At 43.2% G+C, this 24,649-nt stretch carries 12 protein-coding genes; 9 read left to right on the plus strand and 3 right to left on the minus strand.

Annotation, left to right across the window (positions count from 1 at the left end):
- The first annotated feature begins 199 nt into the window (after positions 1-199).
- From VF500_RS17410 to VF500_RS17430, 5 genes are all read left to right on the plus strand, one after another.
- The gene (locus VF500_RS17410) at positions 200-358 is read left to right on the plus strand and encodes a hypothetical protein (protein ID WP_330860901.1); all 159 of its coding nucleotides are present in this window, start codon (positions 200-202) and stop codon (positions 356-358) included.
- 2 nt (positions 359-360) lie between these two features.
- Positions 361-3,390 (plus strand): TonB-dependent receptor, encoded by a 3,030-nt coding sequence (locus VF500_RS17415; protein ID WP_330860902.1) that lies wholly within the window; start codon positions 361-363, stop codon positions 3,388-3,390.
- A gap of 24 nt (positions 3,391-3,414) precedes the next feature.
- Positions 3,415-4,974: a RagB/SusD family nutrient uptake outer membrane protein gene (locus VF500_RS17420; protein ID WP_330860903.1), complete on the plus strand. Its 1,560-nt coding sequence runs from the start codon at positions 3,415-3,417 to the stop codon at positions 4,972-4,974.
- Positions 4,975-5,082: 108 nt separating this feature from the next.
- On the plus strand, positions 5,083-8,655 hold the full coding sequence (locus VF500_RS17425; protein WP_330860904.1) for a VCBS repeat-containing protein: 3,573 nt from the start codon (positions 5,083-5,085) through the stop codon (positions 8,653-8,655).
- A 206-nt stretch (positions 8,656-8,861) separates the two neighbouring features.
- The gene (locus VF500_RS17430) at positions 8,862-10,994 is read left to right on the plus strand and encodes a CRTAC1 family protein (RefSeq protein ID WP_330860905.1); all 2,133 of its coding nucleotides are present in this window, start codon (positions 8,862-8,864) and stop codon (positions 10,992-10,994) included.
- A 178-nt stretch (positions 10,995-11,172) separates the two neighbouring features.
- Here the strand turns inward: VF500_RS17430 and VF500_RS17435 are convergent, their stop codons facing one another.
- Positions 11,173-13,623: a glycoside hydrolase family 95 protein gene (locus tag VF500_RS17435; RefSeq protein WP_330860906.1), complete on the minus strand. Its 2,451-nt coding sequence runs from the start codon at positions 13,621-13,623 to the stop codon at positions 11,173-11,175.
- 358 nt (positions 13,624-13,981) lie between these two features.
- On the opposite strand from VF500_RS17435, the gene VF500_RS17440 reads away from it, so the two are divergent.
- Complete coding sequence (locus VF500_RS17440) at positions 13,982-14,911, plus strand: DedA family protein/thiosulfate sulfurtransferase GlpE (RefSeq protein WP_330860907.1); 930 nt, start codon at positions 13,982-13,984, stop codon at positions 14,909-14,911.
- A 195-nt stretch (positions 14,912-15,106) separates the two neighbouring features.
- Here the strand turns inward: VF500_RS17440 and VF500_RS17445 are convergent, their stop codons facing one another.
- Positions 15,107-16,162 (minus strand): HAMP domain-containing protein, encoded by a 1,056-nt coding sequence (locus tag VF500_RS17445; RefSeq protein ID WP_330860908.1) that lies wholly within the window; start codon positions 16,160-16,162, stop codon positions 15,107-15,109.
- Positions 16,163-16,508: 346 nt separating this feature from the next.
- Here VF500_RS17445 and VF500_RS17450 point away from each other — a divergent pair, with 346 nt between their 5' ends.
- Entirely contained in the window at positions 16,509-18,482 is a 1,974-nt protein-coding gene (locus tag VF500_RS17450; protein WP_330860909.1) for a glycoside hydrolase family 2 protein, read from the plus strand.
- A gap of 23 nt (positions 18,483-18,505) precedes the next feature.
- Here VF500_RS17450 and VF500_RS17455 read toward each other — a convergent pair whose 3' ends face one another.
- The gene (locus tag VF500_RS17455; RefSeq protein ID WP_330860910.1) at positions 18,506-19,411 is read right to left on the minus strand and encodes an AraC family transcriptional regulator; all 906 of its coding nucleotides are present in this window, start codon (positions 19,409-19,411) and stop codon (positions 18,506-18,508) included.
- 623 nt (positions 19,412-20,034) lie between these two features.
- On the opposite strand from VF500_RS17455, the gene VF500_RS17460 reads away from it, so the two are divergent.
- Together VF500_RS17460 and VF500_RS17465 are read left to right on the plus strand one after the other, a co-directional pair.
- Positions 20,035-23,151: a TonB-dependent receptor gene (locus tag VF500_RS17460; RefSeq protein ID WP_330860911.1), complete on the plus strand. Its 3,117-nt coding sequence runs from the start codon at positions 20,035-20,037 to the stop codon at positions 23,149-23,151.
- 20 nt (positions 23,152-23,171) lie between these two features.
- Positions 23,172-24,649, plus strand: a 1,478-nt coding sequence (locus tag VF500_RS17465; protein ID WP_330860912.1) for a RagB/SusD family nutrient uptake outer membrane protein, incomplete at its 3' end; no start/stop codon positions are given.

Genomic DNA, 24,649 nt, shown 5'->3' on the forward strand with positions numbered 1-24,649 from the left:
CACATTTTCAATTCCGGCTTAAGCCCGGGTACCTGTTCCAGGCAATTTGCATATCATCTTTTAATTCCGGTAACGGTGCCCAAAAGTGAGTCAGAACGATTTTAAGGCATTTGCTATATAAGCGATACGGAAAACGTTGGGCACAAATTTGAAGTACCGCTTTTTTCCGAACGAAATAAAAATTTTAAACCTTAACAACATGAAGTATTCTTTACAAAAAATTTATAACAAAAGGTGGCGTTACGCTACGCTCATCCTAACAGGATGTACGTTAGCCATGCCGTCGGTATCAATTGCGCGTACCGGTGGCTTTGCAGGTTCATTAAATGGTATTACCATTAATGAAATGGTGCTTTGAAAATGAAGCCCGCGTTTAGCGTTTCGGGCAAAGTTACTGATGAAGATAACCAACCGCTGCCCGGTGTGTCGGTTGCCATAAAAGGCACAACGCAAGGCGTAACAACTGATGCCAGCGGCAACTTTAAAATAACAGTACCTGGAAATTCAGCCGTACTCGTTTTCAAGTTAATCGGCTTTATGCAACAAGAGGTTACAGTTACCAGCGGCACAGAGCTAAAAGTGCAAATGAAAAAAGACACCAAGAGCCTGGAAGAAGTGGTTGTGGTTGGTTATGGATCACAAAAACGTGCTAAAGTTACAGGAGCGGTGTCATCAGTTAGCGGTAAAACCCTGGCCTCTTTACCTGTGGGGGGCATTGAAGCACTACAAGGCCGTATAGCTGGTCTTACCGTTACCAGTAATGGTAGTCCGGGAACCGGAGCCATTATTTCATTGCGCGGTATAAGTTCCGTGAATTATGGATCTGATCCTTTGTATATTGTTGATGGTTATCCTGGCAGCCTTACGGGCGTTGATATTAAAGATATTCAAAGTATTGATGTGTTGAAGGATGCGAGTGCCGCGGCAATCTATGGTTCCCGGGGTACAAATGGTGTTATCATCATCACCACCAAAAAAGGTAACAATAATAGCCGCACAGAGGTTACTATCGACTCATATTATGGCATACAAAACGTTATCAAAAAATATGACCTGCTTAATACCCAGCAATACCTGCAATATGAGCGTGCGCTTAACGGTTCAGCCGGTATAGCCTTACCGCCACGCCTGCAGCCAGAAAACTTTAATAAACCAATTTATGCAGGTAGCTCTCAAACCTTTGCCCAAACCAATACCAACTGGCAGGATGCTTATTTCAGAAGTAACGCACCTATACAACAGCACAATGTGGCATTGAGCGGTGGCAACGCGGTGACCCGCTTTTACACTTCGGCAAATTACTTCGATCAGCAGGGTATTGCTCAGGGCTTGAGTGCCTACCACAAGGCGATTCGCGTTAACGCCGATCATACTATCAGCAAAATCCTGTCGTTTGGCGAAACATTCAACGCCACCGTTAATCATCAGCTTTACGGCGTAGACGCGGGTAACCGTACTGCTATAACAAATGTTGTCAGGATGCAGCCATATCTGCCAGTCTACAATCCAAACAATGCAGGCGGGTTCATGGGGCCACAAAACAGCTTCGACGGCTCGGATCCAACCAACCCGGTTGAAGCAGCCAACCTGATCAATAATACCAATCACGGTTTCACTATCCATGGTAATGCTTACGCAACGTTAAAGTTTGCTTCATGGCTTAACTTTAAATCAATTTATGGTATTGATTACGGCACCAACAAAAACAATACTTACACGCCTATTTATAATGACGGCGGTACTTCAAGTTCGCCAACCGCGGTTATTAATTACACGAGGGGATCGAGCACCACGCAATTGTTCTCGCAACAACTTACTTTCGATAAAACCTTCGGCAACAAACATCACGTTAATGCTGTCGTAGTTTACGAAGCCCAAAGCTCGCGTGGCGATAACCAGGTTTCAACGGGTAACCAAAATACCAACACGGTGAAAACACTAAATGGCGCTACCAATCTTTTCACTAATTTTACCTATGGTACTAATCTCCTTGTTTCAGAAGTTGCTCGTTTAGGTTATGATTTTGAAGGCAAATATCTGATATCAGGCTCTATACGTCGCGACGGTTTATCTGTATTTGCGCCGGGTCACAAACACGAGAGTTTCCCTGCCGCGTCGTTAGGCTGGAAGGTTGACCAGGAAGATTTCATGAAGGGGCTCAAATCCGTATCTTCATTAAAATTAAGGGCCGGTTATGGTGTAACAGGTATTAACGGTACCGTGTTGGGCAATTATCCTTATTTGCAACCTATATCGTCTAATATTGCTACCTATCCATTCAACGGTTCTTTAGCCGATCTCGGAAATGCCTCATTTTATAGTGGCTTAAGTAACCCCAATCTGTCGTGGGAAACAACCAAGCAAACCAACATCGGCTTAGATCTGGGCTTATTCCAGGATGCCTTTACTTTGGCCGCTGAGGTGTATACCAGGAAAACAGATAATCTTTTATTAACCGTACCAACACCGCCCAGCTTTGGTTTTAATGGTGCCGGAACTTTAGCTAACGTAGGATCGATGCGTAACCGTGGTTTTGAGATCACTTTAGGCTACCATAAAACCAAAGGCGAATTTAAGTACGATATTACCGGAAACTTTTCCCTGAACAGAAACAAGGTTTTAACACTTAATACTGCTAACGCTTCTATTACCGCTGGTGGCGATGCTGACTATGGCGGTGGCAACCCTTTAACTAACACAGTAGTGGGGCAACCTGTTCAATCTTTTTATGGTCTTATTGTCGACGGGATTTTTCAAAATGCGGCTGAGGTTTCTAATTCGCCGACGCAAACAGGAGCTGCTCCGGGCGATATCAAATTCAAGGACGTAAACCACGATGGTGTTATCAACGACGCCGACCGTACCTTTATAGGTAGCTATCTGCCCAAATTCACCTATTCATTAAACTACAGCGCATCCTATAAAAATTTCGATGCAGTGGTGTTTTTTCAGGGTGTTTATGGCAATAAAATATTTAATGCCGAAAGGATTATTCTGGAAGGTATGCCAAGGCTGTTTAACGCGGGTACCAATGTTTTAAACGCATGGACACCTACAAATACCGGCACCAATGTTCCGCGTGCCTTCTCAGGCGACCCAAATGGCAATAAAAGGCCTTCAACCAGGTGGATTGAAAGTGGCTCATACCTGCGCGTTAAAAATATGCAGATTGGTTATAATTTTCCTACATCATGGTTAAGGGCAAAAACAGACAACGCGCTTAACAGGCTGAGGATTTACGTGGCATCAACTAATCTTTTAACGTTTACTAAATATAAAGGTCTTGATCCCGAAATCGGTTCACGTAATGGTACCCTAACAAACGGCATTGATTACGGCCAGTATCCGCAGCCAAGAGTAGTTCAACTCGGTTTGCAGGCAACCTTTTAACGATTAATTTAAAAAGATACAGCGATGAAAACTAAAAAAATATACCTGTGGTCGGCCCTTACTGCTATTATCGTAACGGCAACGGTAAATTCCTGCAAAAAGGGATCCCTTAATACCAGCGACCCAAATAACGTAACAACAGACCAATATTATAAAAATAGCGCTCAGCTAACCAATGGAGTAAACTCTATTTACGTTGCTATCCATTCCTTAGGACTGGTATCAAGAGAGTGGTTTTTTATTCACGACCTTAGGAGTGATGAAGTTGCAGCCGGCGGCGGACAGCTTGAAGCTCCAAGAGGGCAGATGCTTAATGGCAATAGTGACCCCGCTAACTCTGTATTGAACTCAGTGTGGAACACATGGTACATAGCGATTTTCAGGGCGAATGTGGTTATTCAAAACGCACCAGCAGTAACAGATAATACTGCCTTACGCGACAGACTGGTTGGCGAAGCTAAATTTTTGCGTGCCTGGGCTTATTTTGACCTGGTTTCGCAATGGGGAGGGGTACCGCTTTATACAGTACCTGTTAAAACTCCAAATGATTTTCAGCCACGTGCCTCTGAAACTGAAGTTTATGCCTTGATTGTTAAAGATTTACAGGATGCAGCGGCTGTTCTGCCCGAAAAAACAGGCATCGACAAAGGGCGGGCAACCGCTTCTGCCGCAAATGCTATGCTTGGCCGTGTGTTGATGCAAACAGGCGATTACGCAGGCGCAAAAGCCGCCCTTTTAAAAATTCCAACAACCGGAGCAAACGGTTACACATTGACCAGCAGGTATCTTGACAACTTTGAGGAGGAAACGGAATTCAACAGCGAATCCATCTTCGAGATTGTATTTGTTGATAAAGGTGATAGCGGCTTTAACTGGGGGGGCGACAGCCCTACCGAAGCGCAATCTACTGTGCGCAATCAGGAATATAACCCGATTGCCTGGCGAAACCTTATTCCTTCAAATAAATTAATTAATGAATTTGAAAATACGGCTACAGGTGCTGCCAAATCTGATCCAAGGTTCCACTACACCTGTTATCAATCGGGCGATACTTATAACAAAGGTACCTCGGTGCTTTTAGATGGTGATCAGAACGGTAACTCTTCGGTAATGAACGGAGTTACTAAAAAGATCAGTTTCCGCAAGTTTATGATCATTTATAAAGAAGGTTTGCCCGCAGCAAGCTTCCATCCAGGTGGCAACAACCAGCGTATTATCCGTTATGCTGAGGTATTATTGATGCTTGCCGAATGCGAAAACGAGTTGGGTAATACTGCCGCCGCAGTTAATTATCTTAACATGATACGTGCCCGTGCAGATGTTGCGATGCCTGCTTATCCAACAGCACAATTTCCGGTTGGCTCGAAGGCAGATGTTGTAAAAGCCATTATGCACGAAAAGATGGTGGAGATGGGTTGTGAGGAAGTAAGGAATATTGATATCCTTCGCTGGAGGAAAAAGCAATACTTTACTACCGATCCGTTCTCATATTTCAAAAAGGGCAGGGATGAGCTATTACCAATTCCTCAGGCTGAACTTGATAATAACCCTAAAGTAAACGGGCATCAAAATCCTGGATATTAATAGTTACCTTATTTATACAACAAAGGTTAAAAATATCAGTTTCCGGACTTGTTGAAATAGATAGGCTGTGTATAACAGCCTATCTTTTCCATATAAACCAATTTATAAATGAAGAGATTTTACCCCGCTTTATTATTTGTTGCGGTTGCTTTTTTTTCATGCGCCAAAAAGAAAACAACGCTGTTCGAATTGATACCATCATCGCATTCGGGCGTTACCTTCAATAATTTGATCACCGAAAACGACTCCATCAATCCAATTGATAATGCCAATGTTTATAACGGCGGTGGAGTTGGTATAGGCGATTTTAATAACGATGGCTTGCCTGATATTTATTTTTCGGGCAACATGGTATCGAACAAACTTTATCTCAACCGGGGCAACTTTAAATTTGATGATGTCACCGATAAAGCGGGCGTAAATGGTTTGGGGAAATGGGGCAGAGGGGTTGCTGTTATAGATATCAATAATGATGGCTTGCAGGATATTTATGTATGTAATTCGCTGTTGCAGGATAGCGTTAAACGGCAGAACCTGCTTTACATTAACCAGGGTGCAGATAAAGAGGGGATACCTCACTTTAAAGAAGAAGGTAAGGAATATGGCCTCAACATTCGGGCCTACTCTACCATGGCAGCATTTTTCGATTACAATAATGATGGCAAACTGGATATGTACCTTACCGTTAACCGGCCGGGGGACGGCTACTACGCAAACCAGTTTCGTCCGATAATTTCAGATGGTAGCGGTAAAAGTACGGGTAGGTTATATGAAAGCCATTGGGACGATAAACTTAAGCACCCGGTTTTTACCGATGTTTCAAAAAAAGCCGGGATCTCTATTGAAGGCTACGGACATGCAGCGACCATTGTGGATATAAACAAAGATGGATGGAAGGATATATATGTTACCAACGATTTCATATCGCCCAATATCCTCTACATCAATAATGGCGATGGTACGTTCACCAATAGATCTAAAGAGTACTTTAAGCATACTTCGATGAATGCGATGGGCCAGGACATTGAAGATTTGAACAACGACGGATTGGCCGATGTGTTTGAGCTGGATATGTCACCGCCTGATAATTACCGGAAGAAAATGATGTCGATGCCGGAAAGCTACCAGTCGTACGAGTTGTTTAATCATTATGCTTACCAGTACCAATATGCCCGTAATACCTTACAGGTAAACCAGGGATCGGGATTAGGGCAGAATGACTCTGTTAGAAGCCCGATATTCAGTGAAACCGGATTTTTGAGTGGGATAACCGAAACAGACTGGAGCTGGACGCCGTTGATAACTGATTTTAACAACGATGGTTACCGCGACATCGTTGTAACTAATGGATTTCCGAAGGATGTTACCGATCATGACTTTATCGTTTTCAGAAACAATCCTTATGCTACGGCCTCAAAAAAAACTATAATAGATCAGATTCCTACGGTCAAAATCCATAATTACGCGTTCCAAAATAATGGTGACCTCAATTTTGGCGATGTTTCAAGCCAATGGGGACTGGATTTGCCAACGTTTTCAAACGGAGCGGCTTATGCCGATCTGAATAATGATGGCGCAATGGATATGGTGATCAATAACATCAATGATGAGGCGCTTATTTATAAAAATAATAGCCGGGCGCTTACTCCCAAACCATCAAATTACCTGCAGGTTAAGTTCAACGGCGACCGCTTTAACAGGGATGGTATCGGTGCATGGGTAGATATTTATTATGCTGGCAAACAACACCAGGTATATGAGAATAATCCCTATCGCGGATATTTATCGTCTATTCAAAATATTGCTCATTTTGGCCTCGGCAAAACCAATATGCTGGATTCTGTAGTGATCAGGTGGCCGAACAATTATAAGCAGGTTTTAAAAAGTGTAAAGGCCAATCAAACGCTGAAAGTGAATATCAGCGATGCCCGCCAGCCTTATAATTGGGTTGTACCGAAAAAAAATAAGGGTGTCTTATTTACGGAAATCACAGGGTCCGCCGGCATTCATTACCGGCACCAGGAGGATGACTTTCCCGATTTTACCATACAAAAGCTGTTGCCTCATAAGCTGTCCGCATATGCTCCGGCCCTCGCAGCCGGGGATCTTGATGGCAACGGACTTGATGATATTGCTATTGGCGGTAATAAGAAATTTCCTGCCCAGGTTTTCCTGCAGCAGGCCAATGGTAAATTTAATCAGCGAGATTTAATAGAGGCTAAGCCTGATAGCGCGAATTATAAAGATGAAAGTTTATTATTATTTGATGCCGATGGTGATGGAAAGCCGGATCTATATGTCGCCAGCGGTGGATATCAAAGCGCGTCAGGGTCTAAAAATTATGCCGACCGCATTTATCTTAATGATGGTCGCGGGCATTTCAGCGAGCAAAAGGGCGCATTACCCGGCAATTTGACAAGTAAGCTATGCGTAAGGGCATTTGATTATAACAAGGATGGTAAATTGGATTTGCTGGTAACCGGTCGTGTTGATCCCTGGCATTATCCCAACCCGGTATCATGTTATATCTTACGTAATGACAGTAAGCCCGGCAAACTGCAGTTTACCGATGTAACAGCATCAGTTGCCCCCTGTTTGAAAAACCTGGGAATGACCTGCGATGCCCTGGTTACAGATTACGATAATGATGGCTGGCCGGATCTTGTTATTGCGGGAGAATGGATGCCTATCACATTTATCAAGAACGTTCAGGGCAAATTCGTTAACTCCACAGCAACGTCGGGTATAGCCGGTAAGATAGGCTGGTGGAATTCTATCGCTGCCGGTGATTTCAGGCATTGCGGTAAGATCGATTACATTGTTGGCAATTTGGGAAAGAATAGCTTTTTCAAAGCCAGCGATAATGAGCCCGTATATATTACAGCGGGTGACTTTGACAAGCGGAAAACTACCGATGCCTTTCCATCCCTCTTCCTACCCGATACTGATGGCGTAAAGCGCGAATTCCCATCCTTTGTTCGTGACGATGCCGTTAAGCAAATGATCAGTCTCCGGAAAAAATTTGTGAATTACCGGTCATTTGGGCACGCAACAATGCAGGATCTGTTGTCACCTGAGCAATGGAAAAGCGCCCTGCGGCTAAAAGCCAATATGCTTACATCATGTTACCTGGAAAACCTTGGTAATGGCAAGTTTAAAATGTATCCCCTGCCAAATTATGCCCAGGTTTCGACCATTAACGGAATGGTGGTTGATGACTTTGATGGTGACGGCAATTTAGATGTCGCTATTAACGGGAATGATTACGGTACAAATGTTTCGGTAGGCCGGTATGATGCCTTGAATGGCTTGCTTCTAAAAGGAGATGGTAAAGGAGGCTTTAAACCATTAACAATTTTGCAAAGCGGGATCTATTTACCGGGCGATGGTAAAGCCCTGGTAAAACTCAGGGGTAAAGATAATCGGTATTATCTGTCGGCCAGTGAGCATAACGGTAATTTGAAGTTATTAAAGCTCAATACACCGGCAAAAACAATAAAGATCGGGCCGCAGGATGCGTATGCTGAAGTATCAGCAAAAGATGGTTCGGTTACCAGGCAGGAGTTTTATTACGGCTCGTCTTTTTTATCACAATCAGCAAGGTTCCTGAAGGTAAGTTCGGGTATGCAAAAGGTAAAGATTGTTGACAATAATGGCAAGGTCAGAGAGATTAAGCTTTAATAAATATGCCTTGTAATAGCTGATGGTTTAATGGAGGGAAAAGGTTCAAATTATAATTACCGAAACAGATGTTAAAAAATGTGATCGTCAGGTTGTGCTTTAACTTAGCTTCAGGAAGAAATCAGCACAACATTTACGCGAAATTTTTGCTCCTGATGCTGGCTATATCATTGGTTTTATCATGCCGGGAATCATCGGAGCAAAAGATGATCCGGATCATAGCTGACCTGAACCAGAAGGATTACAACAGCCATAACCCATTTTGCCCCGAAGCGAAGGTGGTGCAGTGTGATAGCTTATTAAAGCTGCCAGGGAGGGAAAGCGACTTTTATCTTTTAAATACTAAGGCTAAGCTGTTATTGGAAACGGGCGACGAAAAACAGGCCGTTGCCATCTACAAAAAAATGGTGACTGGTGCCGACAGTTCAAAAGGCGATTTATTTGAACCGGATATGGGCCTGGCCTACATGCGTTTAGGCGAACGGGCTAATTGTATGCTGAACCACAACCGGATGTCTTGTACTTATCCTATAAGGGATAATGCAATTCATGTAAATCAAACCGGGTCGCGAAGTGCTATTGCCGTTTATGAGCGCATTTTGAAAAAGCACCCGGCCGACCTGGAATCCCGCTGGATGCTGAATATCGCTTACATGACCTTGGGCAATTACCCGGATATTGTGCCCAAGCCATTTTTAATTCCTGATCTGAACAAAACATCCGCAGAGAAAATAAAGCCGTTTATCGATATGGCTGCCGATGTGGGTATCAAATTGAACAGCAGGGCGGGGGGCGCTATAGCCGATGATTTCAATAATGATGGTTATCTGGATATAGTAACCTCGGGAACGGAACTTGATGATCACATGCATTATTTTCAAAACAACCAGGACGGAACATTTATCGACAAATCCGAAACCAGCGGGTTGTTGAAGTTTACCGGGGGATTAAATATCCAGCAAACCGATTTCAATAACGATGGGAAGATGGATATTTTTGTACTGCGTGGTGCCTGGAAAAAGAACGGTTTCGGTAATCAGCCAGCCTCACTGCTGCGGAATAATGGCGATGGTACGTTTACTGACGTGACGATACCCGCCGGGCTACTTTTTTATCACCCTACCCAGGCAGCCGTTTGGGCCGACTTTAATAACGACGGATGGCTCGATGTATTTGTAGGGGCAGAGGGTTTTAACAATAGTGACAGTGTTAATATCCACCGGAGCATGCTTTACGTAAACAATCATAACGGCACATTTACAGAGGTTGGCCATAAAGCTCATTGCGATATCATGTCATACTTAAAAGGGGTTACATCGGCAGATTTTAATAGGGACGGATGGCCGGATGTCTTTATTTCGACAATGGATGGGCGCAAGTATCTTTTAAAGAATAAAAGTACCAGGGGAAGTATCCCCGATTTTGAAGACGTTACAAAACAATCGGGAATAGCCACAAATACCAATAGCACCTTTACAACCTGGTTTTTCGATTATAACAATGACGGCTGGCAGGATATCCTGATCGCAGATTACAAATTCGAGGCCCCGCTCGGTTACTATTCGGCTGCCGAAGCGCTCGGAAAGCCTATACCTAACGCCGGAAATATCTACTTGTATAAAAATAACCACAACGGTACTTTCACTGAGGTTTCTAAGCAAACGGGACTTGATAAAGTTGTGTTTAGCATGGGCGCAAACTTTGGCGACATTGATAACGATGGCTTTCCTGACTTGTATTTTGGCACAGGAAATCCTGACTTTGGCTCCCTGATACCTAACAAGATGTTCAGGAACGTGGGAGGAAAGCAATTTGAAGATATAACAAGCATTTCCAGGACAGGAAACCTGCAAAAAGGCCACGGCGTTGCGTTCGCTGATTTTAGAAACCACGGTTTACAGGATATCTTCATCGAAATGGGAGGGGCTTACACAGGTGATGCCTACACCAGCGCCTTGTATGTAAACCCCGGTCAAAACAACAACAACTGGATAAGTATAAAAGCAGAAGGTATAAAATGCAATAGAGCTGCCATCGGCAGTCAATTAAAAATAACGTTTACTGATAACGGGGTTAAAAGAAGTGTTTACCGGGATCTTAACTGCGGCGGTAGTTTTGGGTCATCGCCAATACAAGCGGAAATAGGTGTGGGGAGTGCCGGCATTATCGAAGAACTCGAGATTACCTGGGCGGGAAGCCACACTGTTCAGCGGTTTCATAATTTGAAGGTAAACCAGTTTTACCACATTACTGAAGGAAGCGGGAAGCCTACTTCGGTTCAGTTAAAGAAACTGAATTTCAGCAGCATAGCAGGGATGTCGGTGGCAATGAAGATGTGAGATGTTGGTTCTGAATTGGATTAAATTATGATATTTCAAGATTGTTTTGATCATAGAAACAAGTTTGCCTCCTGATAAGAGACAAACTCGTTAATACACAGGAAGAAAGAACGATTAGCTGATTTCGATATGTACGAATAAATTTCAAGTACGTTGATTATTGTATGGAATTTTCGGCTTAAATAATACGGTAGGTTTTACCGGGCTGTGTTTTTAAATCATAAAGCCAGCTTTCAGGTAATTTTACTGAAAGCTCCTTCTCATTTTGATGAATAATCGGTTTTTGAATATCAATGACCTTGCAAAAGGGATTGCTGTTTTGGCCAGATGCCTTTTTTAGTATGCTGTTTACCAGTTGTTGATTTGTCCTGATCCGGCAATTGCCGCCAATGTGAGAGTGGATTACAAGTTTGGTGATCCGATGATCGGCCCAATCCATATCCACGGTAAAGCCGCCCCTGGCTGCAAGGCCGGATACGCTTCCCTTTTTCCAGTCGTCAGGTATGGCGGGCAAAAGTTGAATTGAACCATCATAACTTTGTAACAGCATCTCGGCAATGCCGGAAGTACAGCCGAAGTTTCCATCGATCTGAAATGGTGGGTGGGCATCAAAAAAGTTAGGATAGGTGCCGCCAGATCCACCAGTTACCGGTTTAATCTGATCTTTTATTAATTTGTAGGCATGATTACCGTCGAGCAAATGTGCCCACAGGTTAATTTTCCATGCCATCGACCAGCCGGTGGATACATCACCGCGATACAGCAGTGAATTTTTAGCGGCACTAAAAAGTTCAGGATCCCTGAACGGAGAGATCTGGTTGCCCGGAAATAATCCGTAAAGATGCGATACATGCCGGTGATTATCGTCTGTGCGGTCAAGGTCATCAAGCCACTCCTGTAGCTGGCCATATTTACCAACCTGCATAGGTGGTAATTTAGCCCGAAGAACAGCGACACTGTCGGCAAAACTCTTATCCATCTTTAAATCCCTGGCCGCATGCATTATATTGGTAAAAAGGCCATAAACAAGCTGGTTGTCCATCGTTGCGCCTGCGGTAACGGATACACCATCCTTCCCCGGAATATATTCATGCTCGGGTGATACAGATGGAGATACAACAAGCCAGCCATGATCAGGGTCTTTTTGAAGTACGTCGATAAAGTATTGAGCTGCACCTTTCATAACCGGGTAGTATTTTGCAAGAAATGCCTTGTCGCCCGTAAAAAGATAGTGTTCCCAGATATGTTGGCATAGCCAGGCATTAGCTGTAGGCCATAAACCCCAGAACGCGCCATCAACAACGCCGGTTATTCGCCATATATCCGTATTGTGATGAAGCATCCATCCCCTGGCACCATACATGATCTTTGCCTGGGCTTTTCCAGTAACAGCGACATCGCCAATTAAATCAAAAAGCGGAGCATTCAGCTCCGGGAGCCGTGTAGTTTCGCTCGGCCAATAATTCATTTCAGTATTGATGTTCACAGTGTATTTGCTATCCCAGGGGCCTTTTAATTCTCCGTTCCAGATCCCCTGGAGATTAGCTGCCTGCGACCCTGGTTGTGAAGAACAAATCAACAGATACCTGCCGAACTGAAAATAAAGCTCGGCAAGCTGCGCGTCATCGTTACCGGCAAAATTCCTTATCCGCTGATCTGTTGGCAGGGCGGCAGCATCAGTAGAACCAAGATTAAGTTTGACACGATTAAAGTACGAATGAAAAATCCGGACATGGCTGCGATGCAATTCATCGAAACTACGCGGATAGGCTTTGTTAATGATATTCATGGCCCGGCCGAGCTGATCAGCAGAAATATCATGATAGTTAACGAAATTGGTGGCTATCGACAAATAGATGACGGCGCTGCTGGCCTTTGTAATAGCGATACCTGCTGTATCGACCTTTATGGTGCCACCATTCGATTTTGCCCTCGCCAATACGTTGAATCTGATTTTTCCTTTTTGATTTTCATGATCGCTGCCTTTACCGCTTAAAATCAAGGTGCCCTGGCTGCTTGTCGTTTGTACCACAAGCGGACTTTGAAGTTTCGCCACGCAGTTGATCATGCCTGGCTTATCGGCAGATAACCGCACCATCAGCACATTGCCGGAGAATGAGGTGAAAAATTCGCGTTTATAATGTACCCCTTTGTATATGTAACTTACAGTTGCCGTTGCGTTAGAAATATCCAGGTCTCTGCGATAGTTTGTCACATCTTCATGCCCGGGAAAACTAATATAAAGATTTCCGGCCAATTGATAGGGCATACCACTGTTGCCTTTCGGGCCAAGGTATTTATTGGCGGCCTGTTGCGCTTCGGGATATTCTTTCTGGGCAAGCAGCGCTCTTACCTCGTCAACATGTGTTCTTGCCGCCGAATCAATTGTATTATTTGGGCCGCCGCCCCAAATGGTAGCTTCATTGAGTTGTACACGCTCCAAAGCTGGGGTGCCAAATATCATTCCCCCAATCCGGCCGTTGCCAATGGGCAGCGCCTGATTCCAATTGGCTGCCGGCTGGGCGTACCATAATCTGTTTCGGTTAATCTCAGTTTGCCCTTGCGCTACAGAAGAAAAGGCAATAGCTATGCCCAATAGCCATAACTGTCTTTTAGGGAATTTAATCATGAATAAAGTATATGAAGTTTCACTGGTCTGTTTTAATTGCAGATGTTGTTTAATACCGGCAACACGATACTAAAGTAACACAGGTGAGGCGCAGGCAATGCAAGGAATCGACATTGTTATACCAATTTTGTTCTGTTAGGAGCACTTCAAATATTTTTTATGATTACCATGGCGCAAGCTTTAAATAAGAACAGGAGGCAAAATTTAAATTTCAAGAATAATTAATTAATCGGAATAATTACTGGCGCAGCGTTTGCTTAACGCTACTGTTCGTACTTTTGAAGTCAAATAATGGTTAAACAGCAAAATCGGATCGTTCAATAAGATTAAGTGTTTTATCTTAGCTTGCAATTGAAGTATGAATACATTAGTTGATTTAGTGCAAACCTACGGGCTCTGGTTGGTATTTCTTATCACGCTTTTACAGAGTGTAGGGTTACCATTACCTGCATTTGCCGTGCTGATTGTAACTACAGCTGTAACGCCGCCAACCGAAGCGAATATCATCATGCTAATTTTAACGGGATCGTTAGGTACGTTAGCAGGAGACCTTATATTATATTTTGCAGGGAAGAGATATGGAACGGGCATCCTCGGAAAATTATGTAAAATTTCTATTTCACCCGATACTTGTGTTCGCAGCACCGGCGATATTTTTGAACGCTATGGCGCCCCTGCGTTAACTATTGTGAAGTTTGTTCCGGGGTTGTCGACACTTGCACCCGTTGTTGCCGGAGTTTATGCAATGCAGGTGACATTATTTGTATTATTTTCATCCATCGCAGCACTTATCTATCTCGGTGCAGCAGTAACGCTGGGTGCAGTTTTTCGGCATGAAGTTGACGGTTTGATCGCTGCCTTAAGTCATTATGGTAAGCTGGGAGGTTTATTTGTCGTCGTTTTATTTGGCTTATATCTTTTGTTTAAATGGTTTCGGCGCTATCGCCTTATCAGGCAGTTTGAAACGGATAGGGTAACTGTGAATGATTTGATTGAATTATTGGATGGGGAATCGAACCCTGTGATACTTGATGCACGTCCAATAGATCAGCGCACAAGAAATGGATTTATACCGGGCTCAGTCTCCATTGATGAAAACAGCTTTAATGATATTGCCGACAGGTACGCAAAACATAAGGAGATTGTTATTTACTGCTCGTGCCCGAATGAAATAACTGCTGCAAGATATGCAGAGAAATTACGCAAAGTTGGCTTAAAACGTATCCGTCCCTTAGTGGGAGGGATTGATGCATGGGCTGAATCAGGCCAGCGGGTCACATTTTATTAGAGCCTGTTTAAATTTAATTGTTTCAAAAATGTGACTTGTCCCAGACGATTATGCTGAGTGATAAATAGATAATCGCAACCTGGATGCAGTCTTGAAAAAGTAGTTACACCAATATAGACTTTATAAATAATCAATATGATGGCAACGTCACTTTGCTGGCGGGAGCGAAGATTGTCATCATGTTTTTGATTTAACTCATTCCTTTGATTCCTGTAAGATCCGGATTGTTCCTACAGAATAGCCCGCAACCTGGAGTGAGTCAAGGTCCGTTTTTAAATTTGGCACAACAACTTCAAAACTCCTTTGCTGAAAATCTGATGCTTTGCTATTGTGCTTGATTTTTAAAGTGTGTTCAGGATTATTATGTTCCAGTAGCGCTTTCAGCGAAGGATTATCCTTGCTTAAAACCAATACAGATTGACCTGTAACCGGCTTTTCGCCCAAGTTCAGGATCTTCCTTGCTTCACGATTGATAAATAGGATCTCCTGCTTTTCATCTAATCCCAGTACTGCTCCCTGAATTTCTTCAATCAGTATTTTTATCCGCAATTCTGCCGCGATTAATTTGGTAAGTCCCGTGTTTTCCTGATCTTCAAGATGTACAGCCATGCTATTAAATGCCTCGGCTAATTGAGCAAACTCATCGCTCGTATCAAATTTAAGCCGTGTGCCATAATTTCTTTTACTAACCTTATCAAGGCCGTCTGCCAGTTCACGAAGCGGGTTTAAAATAAATCCGGGAAAATTGACAATTAAAATAAACAGGATAAAAAAGGTGAGGAACGCTGTAGTACCGAGGTATAAAGTAGCCTTGGCAACTGTAGAATGGGTGTATTCATTTTTAAGCTCAATCGCATGCATGTTTAATCCCTCAATGTTTTTTAACTGCAAGCGGGCGTTTCGTTCCGCTTGTTGCATTTGTTTTAAATCGGCAGCGTGGTTGATCAGTAAATTGAAGGCCTTTCTTAAGCTATCGGTAGCTGTTTTTTCACCGGGTTCCGTAATGTTATTCTCCTGTTTTTGAAGGGCTTTATTAAACGTATTTGACGCGGGAGAAGTTAATGGCAAATCATTCTCATCCAAAACAGATCGCATTTCGCGGGTAAATGTTAATGTATTATAATTGTTTTTTAGGGTAACATTTGCTGTTTCAGATATGACTTTGATGTAGTAAACAGATATAGCACCTAAAACCAGTACAACAACAAATAAAAGGCCGAATCCCAAAAGGAGCTTTTTTTTGATTTTCATAACGGTATAATGATGTAGTTAATTGGCTGTCCTAAATTTAGAAGAAGATTGTATAGTAAAGATAATTAAATATCGCCGTTGTTTTATCGTCGCTATTCATAGTTTGATTGTGTTTGGAGTAAGCGAGGCAGAGATACTAATCCCTGCGAGGTCATACTTATTTCGTTCAAGACATAACATGTACTATATTAAACCATTTTTAATTCAAAAAACGGTCCTTATTGACTGGATGCGATTTATGCCTGTGAAACGTAAGATTATCCAGTTTTTTCATCGATTAATCTATAGATAAATCAGTTTGTTAAAATAGATTTGTTTAACCAATAAATAGCCACATTCCTACTAAATGTATTTTAAAAAAATCATCTGCCTGCTAATATTCGTTGTGCATATTACGATAGTTTTAGGCCAAAGTCCTCAAAATATTTCTCTCAATGGTCCCTGGAAGTTTTTAGTAGATCCGGCGGGTGATGGGTTACAGAAAGGCTATACCAAAATAGTACCTGCGGATGCGAAGGTCGTTGCTGTACCACATACCTGGAATGTACAATCGGGGTTGGAGGACTATGCCGGTAACGCCTGGTATTTCAGAACCCTACAGGTTCAACCCGAATGGAACGGAAAAGCGGTTTTTATGAGGTTCGGGGCGGTGTATCATGACGCGGTACTGTTTATCAATGGCAAACGTGTGGGCGAACACCTTAATTCCGGATATACACCGTTTTCGTTTGATATTTCAAAATTCCTGGTGTATGGTAAGCCCAACAATCTTGTAGTTTCTTGCGATAATAGCTTTTCTGTTACAAATTTACCCTTCCAAAATGCTTTCGATTGGGCGAATGATGGGGGTATTATCAGAGATGTATCGCTGTATATATGTAACAGGCCATCAATAAAATATGTTCATGTCACTCCTGATTTGAAGTTGAAAGACAGTAGTGCAGTTGCACTGGTAAAAATCAGGCTTAATGAGGTTGACATCACCTCAGCAGATTTTAGTATCTCATTAAAAGAAAAGAGGACAGGGAAGCAGATCCTCACACAAAGAACAACTGAAAAAAAGATAGGGGACGGTTATGAGCTGTCTTTACATGTAAATAAGGTTACTCCATGGCACTTTGACAACCCATTTGTTTACGAAATGCAGGTGACAGTTTACAATAAAAACGAAATTTCTGATTGCCGTGCCGAAAAGTTCGGGTTTAGGAAAATAGAATTAAAGGGCGATAAACTGACTTTAAACGGCGAGGAGGTCCGCTTACCCGGTATTGAATATATGCCCGGAAGCCATCCATCTTATGGATCAGCAGAACCTCATAAAACGATGGACAGCGTGGTGAAAATGATGAAACAACTGAATGTTGTAATCACTCGTTTTCATTGGCAGCAGGATCAGCATATGCTTGATCTTATGGACGAATATGGTATCCTGGTGCAGGAAGAAATTCCATGGTGGCAAAAACCTGCGCAGTTAACACTTGAAGTGATGAAAACCGCCAAGCAGCAACTGTCGGAAATGACAGAAGCCCATTATAACCATCCAAGTATTTTTGCATGGGCGTTAAATAACGAAGTGCCGTCCACCCGGCATGATAACAATGAGCTGAAAAGTTTTACGCAAACTTTAGACACTACCCGGTTAATTAATGTTGTTGGAAATAAAATGGATTCAAAACTGGCAAATGACCCGGGGCTGATGGGGGATTTACCATCATGGAATGATTATGTCGGAACCTGGAATGGTGCACAACGGGATTTATTACCAAAGAAATTTGAAGATATCGCTGCGATATTAAATGGCAGACCGTTGATGATCAGCGAGGCCGGGCTTTGCGAGCCCGCCTTTTCCGGAGGGGATGCCAGGAGAGTGGATGATATGGCCTATCATATACAGGAATGGCGTCGCAGGCCGTTTATCGCGGGCTTTATTTATTTTTGCCTGAACGATTATCGAACCCAAATGGGGGAAGAAGGCATAGGTAAGTTTCAGATACGCCGTCATGGATTAACCGACATTTATCTTCACCCTAAACCCTCGTTTTACATTTTTGGGCAGCTATGTTCTCCCGTTGAAATCACCAAAGTTACCCGTTTAAACAAATCCGACATTTCGGTTGAGATCCAGGTGAAAAATTCCATACCTTCTTATGCCATCAATGGCTACGTTCTCGAATACCGTGACTTAAGCGGGCAACTTCATCAGGTAATTATTGATAAACTTAAATCGGGGCAACAAAAACAATTCACGGTTAAAAACATCAACGCACGATATGCTTTTACCATAAAAAGGCCCGGAGGATTTGTGGTAGCAAGTTATTGATTGCCTTTATCAGTTCTGCAAGATTATCTGACAGCAGACCTGCTTTTACGATATTCTTTAGGTCCATATCCCATAGTTCGGGTAAAGAGTCTTGAAAAATAAAATTGATCATCAATACCAACTTTGAAAGCGATCTCGCTAATCCTTAGATCTGTAAATTGCAGGTATTGGCAGGCTTTCTGAATTTTGAGGTGATTAAAATAGTCGATCGGAGAAAATCCCGTTTTCTTTTTAAACAAGAACGTATAATGACTGATGGATAAGTTGACTGAAGCCGCGAGTTCAGCTAATGAGAGGCCTTTATCCAGGTTATTTTGCATGAACAAAATTGATCGTTCGGAAGGTTCTGCGTGAGGAGCAGGCCGAATCGCATAAAATCTGTCCCGGTATGCAAATGAACATAAGAATTGCAGCAACAGGAGATTCACATAAGTCAAATTTTCTGTACTGTAACCTTGCTCCAGAAAGCTATAAAGTTTGTCAAAAAGACTGATGCGCTCATCAACAAATTCAATACTATACCGGTAACTCTCTTCCTTAGAGATGATTTGTGCGACGATTGCATCTGCTTGCGGGCCTTTGAAATGACACCAATAAATGGTCCATGGGCTGCTTTCGTCAGTTTCGTAGGAGTGTTTAACGCTATGAGGTATAATGATAAAATCACCCGGAGCGATATCATATGTAACCGAATTAATATCGACCGTTCCTTTTCCATCAATGCAATAAATCAAAATGTTCTCTTCGGCTCCCGTTTGTCTTTCTCTGCCATGAAATTTTGCTTTGGGATAATAGCCAATATCTGTTATGTATGCTCCTTTAACAGCATCGTTTTTTGTGCAAAATCTGGTTAATATCGGCTTGGGTATTACAATCGCACGTTGACCTTCAAATCCGTCTTTTTTAAAATTTACCAAATGGCTGCTCATTCTCATTTCGGTTTTAATATGATAAAATTAAAGATAACTGTTCTATTCACACTTTAACAGGAAGATTGTCCATAAAAATAAGAAAATCGTCCATGTGTTTCGTTGCCCAGGTTTTAGAGATGATACCGGACTATATCTGCTTGCCGGAAAATATTTAATGATTACTTAATTTGTGAAACCTGTTTTACTAAAATGAGGAACCGGGCTGATCTTACTAATTAGTTACTGGAAGTTGAAGGGGGATAGTTTATATAGAAATAGTAAGCCGGGTTTTAACTAATGTAACTTGCTTTATATCTGTTAATTAATGTAAAATATTCAGCCTGCACCCTAAGGCGTGTCAGCGATTTTATCAAATTACTCGATGTTCCGGTTCATTGTTTTACGCGGCGTCTTAAGGGTTAAAGCCAGTTTAACTTAAGGGTAAATTTCATTACTGAATGGTATATGTTGTCATGGATAGTATGTTAAGTCAGGATCATACCGGGTAGGGCAAGTTTTAAGAAAAAGATGTGTTAGGATTGCGAATAGTAAAATCGTCCATATTTTACAAGAAATCGTCTATACTCGGGTTTGTAATAGCGATTAGATTTGCCTATCCATTATAATTTAAAAACCCAATTATGAGAAAAAAACTTACACTAACAACAGTGTTATTGTTGCCTTTTTTCAGCCTGGTCATCGCCCAGACCAAGGCTATCAAGGGGCGGGTAACAGACAACACCCACCAAACGCTTATCGGCGTGAGCATTTTGCTCAAAGGGACTAAAACCGGCACCGTTACTGACGCCTCCGGTTTGTTTCACATGAATTCAAAAAAAGGAGACATCCTGGTGGTATCTTATCTTGGTTTCGATACAAAAGAAGTGGCAGTTGATGGCCGCGATCAATATGAAATAGGCCTGGAGCCATCCAGCAATCAGCTAAGCGAAGCAGTGGTGATCGGTTACCAAACCATTACCAGGAAAAGTGTGACCACGGCGGTATCTTCGGTAGGGACAAAAGATATTGCTCCTACAACCACGAGTAATGTGGCAGATGCCATCCAGGGAAAGGTGCCAGGCTTACAGGTGTTCCAGGGCGGTGGCAATCCGGGGGCGCAGCCTAAACTGCTGATCAGGGGATTTTCAACGATCACCGGGTCCAGCGATCCCCTCATTGTCGTAGACGGGGTGATCACCTCATTCGGCGGGCTGAATGACATCAATCCATCGGATATCGATAAGATTGATGTGTTAAAAGATGCAGCTGCAACAGCAATTTACGGCTCGCGTGGCGGGGCTGGTGTGCTGCTTGTTACAACAAAAAGAGGCAAGGAGAAAACCCAGGTCAATTTTAACGGAACATCCGGTATGAACTATTGGGTAAATCCCAAGCTTGCGCAAACGGATGAATTTGTTAACCATTACCGCCAGATTTATTCGAACAATAACCAAACGCTTCCGGTAAATGGTGCGGGAACAGGTATTAATACAGATTGGTGGAATGAATCAACCAAAAAGGCCTACACGCATAATTATAACGTCAGCGCGTCGGGCTCCAAAAACGGGCTCACCTTTTACGGAAGTGCGGGGTATTTTGACCAGTCAAGCAATTTTCAGGCACAGCGTGGTACTGCTGACTACCAAAAAATTACTACCAGGTTCAATATTGATTATGAAATTTCAAAAGTATTCAAGTTTGGGGTAAGCCTTGCACCAAGGATGGAGCGATATGGTGATGGCGGTGGTACCAGTTTGTTCAATGTCATGTCTATCGCGCCGAACGTAGCCGCGACTAAATCTGCTGCGCAGACGCAAACAGATGTAAATGCTTATGCCGCGACCAATCCCAGCTGGAGTTTTACAGCCTACAACCCTGTATATAGCCAGTTCACCCGGTCTAATTTCAATAATATCAATAGTCCTTTAGCTGCCATGGCCCGTGATTTTAATCAATCCCGATTATTCGGCACACAAGGCTCCTCTTATCTGGAGATCAAGCCAATTAAAGGCCTGACCTTGAGAAGCAGTATTTCCGGCTTCTATAATTCAATAAACCAGACAAATTATCAGCCGAAATACTATATCGATCCTCAGGACCGGAGCGATATTTCGGGCGTTTCGCAGAACTCGGTAATCAATTACCGTTGGCAACTGGACAATACTATTAATTACATAGGTAGCATTAACAAACATCATTACAATATTTTGGTAGGTCAGTCTGCTGATAATTACACTTATAATAACAGTTACGTTTACCGGCAGGATGTACCTTACGATGCAGAGCCTTATCATTACATTTCAGCTGGTGCTACGCTCGCAGATGGCAGCGGGAGTCATCAGCCCGGAGCCGGTCCTTTTGGCAAAATGAACTCTTATTTTGCAAGGGTTTCCTACGATTATAATGAAACTTATTTCATTTCCGGTTCTTTCAGGGCCGACGGATCGTCCATGTTATCACCGGCCAACCGCTGGGGCTACTTTCCTACTGTTTCGGGTGCTTACGTGATATCAAACGAATCGTTCATGAAGAATATCAAATGGTTGAACTACTTGAAGCTTCGGGGATCATTTGGCCGTGTGGGCGGAAACCTGCCGGGTTCTCCGGGTGCGTATGAAAGTACGCTGGGATTGTCTGATTATATCAATGGAGCTAACAGCCGGGTGTATGGTTATGTGCCTGCCAATGTACCGGATCCGAATATTAAATGGGAAACAACACAGGATGTGACCATCGGCCTGGATGCAGACCTGTTCAACAATAAGTTGTCCCTGACTGTTGATAAATACTGGCGCTCGCCTAAAGACATGCTGCTTTATTTGCCGGTGCAGCCTTCACTGGGGTATCCGCAGGGGTATATTCCAACCGTGTATACTAACGTAGGTACTATGCGCACAAGCGGCTGGGAGGCGGCCATCAATTATAAAGATAAGATCGGCAAACTCTCATTCGGTATCGGGCTAACGCTTCAGCATTTTATTTCCAAAGCAGTCGACCTGAAAGGGCAGATATTGTATGATGAAATATCCAATGACGTGTTCCAGTCTACCCGCAGGACAAAAACCGCTGCCGGCGACATATTGGGCGGCTATTACGGCTATAAGGTGCTTGGCGTTTTCCAAACCGCGCAAGATGTGCAGAATTATAAAAGTGCTAATGGCACGGTGCTTCAGCCCAGCGCACGCCCAGGCGATTTTATGTACGCCAATGTGAACGGCGATAATGCTATTGACCTGAACGACCGCACCTCCATAGGTAATCCCTACCCGAAACTATCTTCAGGATTGAACCTGCAGGCTTCTTATAAGGGGTTTGATTTCCGGATGGAGTTTTATGGCTCGTTTGGTAATAAGATCGCCGACGATTACCTGGTAAGGATGAACCCGATTTATGGCTATAACTTTGTTAGTGGCACCGAAAATAAATTCTGGACCGGCCCCGGCAGCACCAACAGCTATCCGGCCCTGAGCCTGTCTGATCCGAATGGCAATTTCTCAAAAAACTCAACCTTTTTCATTAAAGATGGTACTTACGTGCGCAATAAATTGCTGCAATTCGGTTACACGGTGCCTCCGAAAGCACTTGGCGGATTGGCAAACGTCAGGGTTTATATCTCTGCTCAAAACCTCTTTACGATCACCAAATACGATGGGCTGAACCCGGAGGTCCCTTTTGCCGGAGTGCTTAGATATGGCATCGACAACGGACAAAATCCAATCCCTAAATTTTTCAACGTCGGATTTAACGCAAATTTTTAAGACTTAGTAGTAAACAACAAATGAAAAAAGCAAAATATATTTTGTTCGTACTGGTTATTGCCGGTATGATCAGTTGCAAGAAAAGTTTTTTGAACCAGGAACCCTATGGCAATTCGATACAGGCCAGCACCTTTTATAATACTGTAGACGAAGCAACAGGGGCCGCTATTGCCTGCTATAAGTACATCGATTTTGACGATTGGTGGCAAACACAATGGTGGAAACAGGTTGGCGGTGAAGCTGCGTCTGATAACGAATGGATTGGTATAAACGGAGGACAAGGTACCGCTGTGCAAGCAGCTCATTACACGCTGAATGCCGAAAATGACAGGATCGAAGCACACTGGATTGAATTGTATAAGAGTATTTATATTTTCAACGCCACGATAGAAGGGATCCAGGGATCGAAAATCGATAATGCTACCATTCAAAAACTGGTTGCCGAGCTTAAGTTTTTACGGGCGTTTCAGTATTTTGAACTTGTTAAAAACTGGGGAGCTGTACCGTTGGTTACCAAAACGCTGGGGCCGCAGGAAAATACTTACAGCAGGACAAGCGCAGCAGATGTGTATAGTTTTATTAAACAGGATCTTAACAGCGTGATCACTGTGCTGCCAGGCAAGTCGCAGTATAGCACCGTAGATAAATTCAGGGTATCAAAGGGAGCAGCTCAGGCGCTGCTGGCTAAGGTTGATCTTTACACAGAAGACTGGGCGGCCGCTCAAACTTTAACTGGCCAGATCATAGCGTCAGGCGATTATACGCTGGAAACTTCTTTCGGTAATATCTGGCAGACAACTAACCATAACGGCCCGGAATCTATTTTTGAAATTCAATACCAATACTCAACACAATATCCCAATTTAGGCAATGTGTTTCCAACCACTTCAATGCCCGGAACAGAAGGCGGCTGGGGGTATTTTACGCCCACAAGTGATTTAGAAAATGCCTTCAAATCGCAAGGTGACAGTACCAGGCTGAACTGGACGATCATGCGCAATGGTTTTCCGGTTGCGGGTGATCCGGCCAATCCGGTATTTAATGCCAACCCAAGCCAATGCAAGTCGGCAAGGTATAATCGTAAAGTATACATACCACGGAGCGAGCGAACTCCGAACGGACGCTTTTCAAAGGATCATATTTACCTGCGTTTAGCGGATGTTTACCTGATGAACGCCGAAGCGGCTGCCATGCTGCAACAGGCACCACAGGCTTTACAGTCACTCAGGATAGTTAGAAACAGGGTTGGATTGACTACTGACCCAACGCTGACAGGCTGGAACCTGATCAACGCTGTTCGTTTAGAGCGCAGGCTCGAAATGGCTTTGGAAGGTGACCGTTTATACGATATCCGTCGATGGAAAGATCAAAGCGGCCAGCCGGTGATCAACAGCATACTTGGGCCTAACGGCAGTTTCGTGAAATACAACACGCAGCACAGTAACGACCCATACGAAACTAAAAACCTGAATGAACCGCAAAATAAGGGTGCCAGCTT

It is taken from the genome of Mucilaginibacter sp. (assembly GCF_036383575.1).
GTDB lineage: Bacteria > Bacteroidota > Bacteroidia > Sphingobacteriales > Sphingobacteriaceae > Mucilaginibacter.